Source organism: Collinsella aerofaciens (assembly GCF_015670795.1).
Taxonomy (GTDB): domain Bacteria; phylum Actinomycetota; class Coriobacteriia; order Coriobacteriales; family Coriobacteriaceae; genus Collinsella; species Collinsella aerofaciens_Q.
The window spans coordinates 164,343-170,395 of sequence record NZ_JADPCJ010000002.1 but is presented as its reverse complement, the minus strand read 5'-3'; the positions used below and the strand labels follow the sequence as shown (position 1 = coordinate 170,395).

Annotated in this window: 5 protein-coding genes and 1 tRNA gene; all 6 read right to left on the bottom strand. The window is 58.0% G+C overall.

The features are described 5' to 3' along the window. Positions 1–670: 670 nt before the first annotated feature. The 6 genes from I4W09_RS01795 to I4W09_RS01770 all read right to left on the bottom strand — a co-directional run bounded on the left by I4W09_RS01795 (position 671) and on the right by I4W09_RS01770 (position 6,017). Positions 671–746, bottom strand: a tRNA-Lys gene (locus I4W09_RS01795). 28 nt (positions 747–774) lie between these two features. Continuing rightward, the gene (locus I4W09_RS01790; RefSeq protein WP_196031407.1) at positions 775–2,055 is read right to left on the bottom strand and encodes an aminopeptidase; all 1,281 of its coding nucleotides are present in this window, start codon (positions 2,053–2,055) and stop codon (positions 775–777) included. Positions 2,056–2,144: 89 nt separating this feature from the next. Beyond that, positions 2,145–2,720, bottom strand: coding sequence for a hypothetical protein (locus I4W09_RS01785; RefSeq protein WP_196031406.1), 576 nt, complete (start codon positions 2,718–2,720; stop codon positions 2,145–2,147). Further along, on the bottom strand, positions 2,721–3,608 hold the full coding sequence (locus tag I4W09_RS01780; RefSeq protein WP_196031405.1) for a phosphoribosylaminoimidazolesuccinocarboxamide synthase: 888 nt from the start codon (positions 3,606–3,608) through the stop codon (positions 2,721–2,723). Positions 3,609–3,717: 109 nt separating this feature from the next. Then, complete coding sequence (locus I4W09_RS01775; RefSeq protein WP_196031404.1) at positions 3,718–5,283, bottom strand: sensor histidine kinase; 1,566 nt, start codon at positions 5,281–5,283, stop codon at positions 3,718–3,720. An 11-nt stretch (positions 5,284–5,294) separates the two neighbouring features. Continuing rightward, positions 5,295–6,017: a response regulator gene (locus tag I4W09_RS01770; protein WP_006236208.1), complete on the bottom strand. Its 723-nt coding sequence runs from the start codon at positions 6,015–6,017 to the stop codon at positions 5,295–5,297. Positions 6,018–6,053 lie beyond the last annotated feature (36 nt).

Below are 6,053 nucleotides of genomic sequence, written 5' to 3'. Positions count from 1 at the left end.
CCTCTCGGCGGCCTTGCGAAAAACAAATCCAAGTTAGACCATTTCAAATGGTTCGATGTCTGCCCGGATGCGACACTGAAGTAAGTGTCCATCCTCGCAGTATCCGGTTCTCAAGGTGCACGCCCCGCGCTGGTTCCCGGTTGCACCGGGCCGCGCGGCAAGGAGATATATTGCCAGACCGGAGGGCCCCCACGGGCGGGAATCCCGCACTCCATATTTTGTTCACAAATGAATAGAACCCTCAGTTGCTTCACCAAGGCCGTATTCGAAGCAGCAGCTTCTGATATTGGCGATGACCAGCTGGTTTATAGGTGTTAAGGCATCGGTCATCTCTGGAGCGCCACTTTACTCCAAAAGCATCAGCTATTTGTTTCCCGTCGGTAAAAGGCAGGTTTTGTTCGCCAAGCGTTCTTATATATAGAGAAGTTCGGGTTCGAACCCGTGGCGCGGCAACAAAAAAAGCGACCAACCGGAGTCGATCGCTTTCTATTCTATGGTGGGCCGTCAGGGGTTCAGCCTGCTCCGCAGGCGGCCGCTGCGGCGCTTCGCGCCTTGCGCGCTGCGCTGGCAAACGCTCACGCGTTTACTCAGCTCCGCGCCCTTTCGGGTTCGAACCCGTGGCGCGGCAATAAAAAAGCGGCCGGCATCCGCCAGTCGCTTTTCTATTCTATGGTGGGCCGTCAGGGGTTCGAACCCTGGACCTTGGGATTAAAAGTCCCCTGCTCTGCCAGCTGAGCTAACGGCCCGCGGGTGGCATTGTACCACGGTCTGGGACTATTCCCAACTCCATTGGCCGTTCTGGAAAATCACAACTTCACGTCCATCAGGTGTGATGCCCGTAATATCGATATCGTCCGTGCCAATCATAAAGTCGACGTGCGCGCTCGAGACGTTAACACCATGCTCCAGGAGCTCCTCCTTGGACATGTCATACCCACCCTCGATGCATTCGGGGAAACCAACACCTAGCGCGAGATGGCAGCTAGCGTTCTCGTCATAGAGCGTATCGTAGAACAGAACACCACTTTCGCGGATAGGCGTGTTCTTGGAGATGAGCGCGACCTCGCCCAGATGAGCGGCACCTTCGTCGGTGTCAATGATGCTCGCAAGCGTTGCCTTGCCCACGCGGGCGTCGTAGCCCACCACGCGGCCGCCCTCGAACTTAATCCAAAAATCGTCGACCTTATTGCCGTGGTGGATGAGCGGCATGGCCGAGTACACGATACCGTCGGCGCGCATGCGATCGGGCGAAGTGAAGACTTCCTCGGTGGGAATGTTGGGGAAGAAGGGGTGCCCATCGGGCGTCTTGCCCTTGCCGCCGGCCCACTCGTGACCTTTCGTCATGCCAATCGTCAGATCGGTTCCATTTGCCGCGGTGTAATGCAGGTAGTCGAAACGGTTGTCGTTCAGGAAACGCAGGTTCTTTTCGAATGCGGCGTCATGGAGTTCCCAGTCGCTCTCCGGGTCCTGGCCATCGGCGCGAGCGGTGTGCAGAATCGCATTCCACAGCTTATAGATTGCAACCTCATCGGCGTCTCCCGGGAACACCTCGCGCGCCCAAGCCACGACCGGAGCGCCGGCGATGCACCACGGGTTGATATTGTAGTCCAGTCCACGGCGGAAAACCTTGCACTGCGTGTTCCTTGCCTTGGAAGCCGCGGCGGGCTTGGCTGGATCGATGCCCTTGAGGGCTGCAGGATCAGCGCCCTCGATAAAGATAAAGCAGGCACCGTCCTGGGCCAGGGAATCCAGCTGCAGGCGCTTCCACTCGGGCGTCTGCTCAAAAAAGCTTTTATCGACATGCTCGTACGTGAGCCTCGTCACGGTATCATCGGCCCAAATGACCGTCACGTGGCCAGCGCCGGCGGCATAAGCCTCCGCGACCACCACGCGGGCAAAAGGCGCGCACTCGACCGGAGACTGAACGACAACCTCCTGGCCGGGCTTGACGTTTACGCCCTTGCGGACAACCAGACGCGCATAGTTTTTAATCTTGGGCTCCAGGGTCTTCATGCCCTCCAGAGCTTCTTCGACCGTCAGGGCAGCTCGAATCATGTGCCACTCCATCTATCTATAGAACAGTAAAAAGGCGCACCGCTAAAACGACGCGCCTTATATCTTAGCGATATGTATGAATACAAACGCTACTTCTTCTTGGAGTCCTTTTTGTCCTCCTCGGCAGCCGCGCGCTCAATAAGAGCGTTGAGCTTGTTCTCGGACATGCCCTCGGCCTGCGTGCGGTACATGTTGCGCAGGGGACGAATACGAACGAAGTCGTAGATAAAGTCACCCAGAATGATGACATAGGACAAAACGATGCCGACCATCTGAACAGGACTGGACACCGTGCCGCCGGGAGCGAAGTAGAGCGAAGCCCAAATTGCCACGACGAGTACCATGCCGATGGCGAGCACGGCCCACCAGATACGACGGCGCTTGGTGTAGTCCTCATCCTGCTTGAGGAGAATATTCGACACCGTGTAGATACGATCCTCACGAGCACGCTGCTTGGCCTTGCGGGCGCGCTTCTCCTCCTTGGAAAGGCCTTCCAGGTTTTCACCCTTCTCGAGCTCTTTGCGGCGTGCCTTAGACGAAGCCGGCACGACGCGAACGGAGCTCGCTGCCTGGCGGGCGGGTTTAGCAGATGCGGCGGACTTGCGCGCAACCCCGGTAACTTCGTGGGATTGCGTGCGCTTGTTCGTGGCGCTACGGGTACTCACTTATGCGTTCTCCTTCATGCTTGTGAACTGGGAGCCCGTGATGATCTGGAAGGCCTCGCGATAGCGCTCGGACGTGCCATCGATGACCTCGGCGGGCAGGTGCGGGGTCTCCCCCGTCATATCCCAGTTGGCTTTGAGCCAATTGCGGACGAATTGTTTGTCGTAGCTGGGCTGAATCTTGCCCTCCTCGTAGCTGGCGGCGGGCCAGAAACGGCTGGAGTCGGGCGTTAGGCACTCGTCGATCAGCGTAACCTTGCCATCGATGACACCGAACTCGAACTTGGTGTCGGCGATGATGATGCCTCGAGTCGCGGCATACTCGGCAGCGGCCTTGTAAATCTTGAGGGACAGGTCGCGAATCTGCGTGGCGATATCCTCACCCACGATCTCACAGCAACGCTCGAACGAAATGTTCTCGTCATGGTCGCCGATCTCGGCCTTCGTGGACGGCGTGAACAGCGGCTCGGGAAGCTTGGAGGCCTCGGTCAGACCCTCGGGCAGTTGGATGCCGCAAACGGTGCCGTTCTCGTCATAGGTCTTCTTGCCCGAACCGGTCAGATAGCCGCGGACAATGCACTCGATAGGAATCGTCTGGGCCTTCTTGACCAGCATGGCGCGGCCTGCGAGGTAGTCACGATACTCGGCAAACTCCTCGGGGAAATCCGCCGGGTCGATGGAGACGAGGTGGTTGGGAACGATGTCGGCAAACTTATCGAACCAGAATGCCGAGATGCGGTTGAGCACCTCTCCCTTAAACGGAATCTCGTCGGGAAGAATGAAGTCGAACGCAGAAATGCGGTCGGTGGCGACCATCAGCAGGTTTTCACCAGCATCATAGATATCACGAACCTTGCCACGGGAATCCGGACGACGCTCAATCGTTGTCACGTGAGTCACTCCTTACCTAAATACGACAGTAATGCGGGTTCTTCCCCGCACGTTTTCGCAAACTCGGAGCGGCAGGGACGAAACCCCTCCTTCACCGAATAGCGAAAAGCTAGTGCTCCATTGTAGTAGATGCCGCGTCCGCCGTGTGCTCGCGAGGCAGATGAATCGTAAAAGTCGTACCCTTTCCAAGCTCCGACTCCACGGATATGTAGCCGTGATGACGCTCGACAATCTGCTTGGTCACGGCGAGGCCCACGCCCAGGCCACCCGCCTCGCGGGCGCGACTGGCGTCGGCACGCCAAAAACGTCCGAAGATGCGCGACAAATCATCCTTGGCGATACCGATGCCTGTATCCGAAACCGCGATATCGACGTGCTTGCGGTCACTGAGTACCGACACCACGACCCAACCCCCCTCGGGGGTATAGCGCATGGCGTTACTCAAGAGGTTGATGACGCATTGCGTGATCATGTCGGGATCTGCCTCGATAACGTCATCGTGTCCCTGCGTCTCATCTGCAAAGCGCAAACGCAGGTCACGGTCGGCAAACAGGCGCTCCTGGCCATTCACAATCGAGCGCACAAACGGCACCATATCCACCGGCTCCAGGTTGAGCGGCGCGGTACTGTTTTCCATGCGCGACAGGTCGAGCATCTGCTGCACCAGACGGGCCAGACGACGCGTCTCGGATGCGACTGTCTCCAGATGTTCGTCGTCGGTGGGATACACACCGTCTTGCATGGCCTCGACCGTTGCAAGCATGGCCATGAGCGGCGTGCGCAGCTCGTGAGCAACATCAGAGGTCAGGCGCTTCTCGTGCTTCATATCCTTTTCGAGTGAGGTGGCCATCTCGTCGAAGGTCTCTCCCAGCTGATCGATCTCATCATCGCCGCGCAAGCCCGTACGAGCGGACAGGTCTCCATCGCGAATCTGCTTGGCGGTGCTGGTAATACGATGAATCGGCTTGGTGAGCATGCGCGACATGAGCGCTCCGATAACGACCGAGATGCAGACGGCCACAACCGCGGCAAGGGCCATGGCGTTAAAGGTCTTCTCTCTGAATGCTGAGTCTGCCCTGGTGAGCAGGGCATCGGAGCCAATCGCCCACAATTTGACCTGACCCACGTGCTCGCCGGAGGACGTCACGATCTCAACGTTGGCAACACTATTGGAATCGGTGGGAGCAGACGAGACTGGACTGTGCGATGCCTTCTTTCCGCTCGTACCGTCGGTCGTCGCCTGATTTTCGCGTACATCGGCAGTAGCGCTTGCCGAGGGCCACGAGTCGTCGTAGACGATGACGCCCTTTTTATTGACAACCTGCATACCAAGATCGTCGGACACCAAACTCGATGTCGCGACCGTACGCAGCTCCCCCGCAGTCCAAGAACCGTTTTCCTCATATGACGTTGCCAACTTTTCGGCAGCGGAATTGGCGATTTCGACAATATTGGAGCGCGTGTAATCCGTAAAAACCGTGCCCCATACAACGGAGACTACGCCCACCAGCACCAATACCGTCATGAGCGATGTCAGGGCAAAAGCCAGGGCCATACGCGAGGGATAGCTCATCGTTGGCCGTGAATCGGAACGAGGCGTGTTCCAACTAGCCTTGGAACCCGCCTCGCTCTCCTGCTTGTGCTTTTGTCCGATTTCAAAGCGCGCAGGTGTCATATGTGATTTCCCTATTTCTCGTCCGACTTATCGGTCTTGGCCGGAGCCTCGAAGCGATAGCCGACACCATGGACGGTGTAGAGCCACTTGGGCTTCTTGGGATCATCGCCCAGCTTGGCGCGAAGATTCTTCACGTGGCTATCGATAGTGCGCTCATAGCCCTCAAAGTCATACCCGAGCACTTTCTCGACCAGCTCCATGCGGTTATACACACGGCCGGGATGGCGGGCAAGCGTGGTGAGCAGCTTGAACTCGGAAGCCGTCAGATCGACTTCCTTGCCCTCGACCAAGATCTTGTGGCCCGAGATATCGATGACCAGATCGCCGAAGTCGAGTACCTCGACGGCGGGCTCGTCGGCCTGATGGGCACGGCGGAACAGAGCGCGAACGCGGGCGACGAGCTCGCGCGGCGAGAACGGCTTAATCAGATAGTCGTCGGCGCCGAGCTCAAGACCGATAATACGGTCCTCGATCTCGCCCTTAGCCGTCAGCATGATGATGGGGACATCCGAGGTATCGCGAATGGTGCGGCAAACGCGCTCGCCGGGGATCTTGGGGAGCATAAGGTCGAGCACGACCAGGTCGAACTGATGCTTCTCGAACTCCTCGATCGCGGACTGGCCGTCGCCGACGCCCACAACCCAGTAGCCTTCGCGCTCGAGATAGGCAGCGACGGCGTCACGGATTGCCTTCTCATCCTCGACCAGCAGAATCTTTTTTGCATCTGAAGCCATAACACGGCCCCCCTGTCTCAATTAGCTAAGAACAAG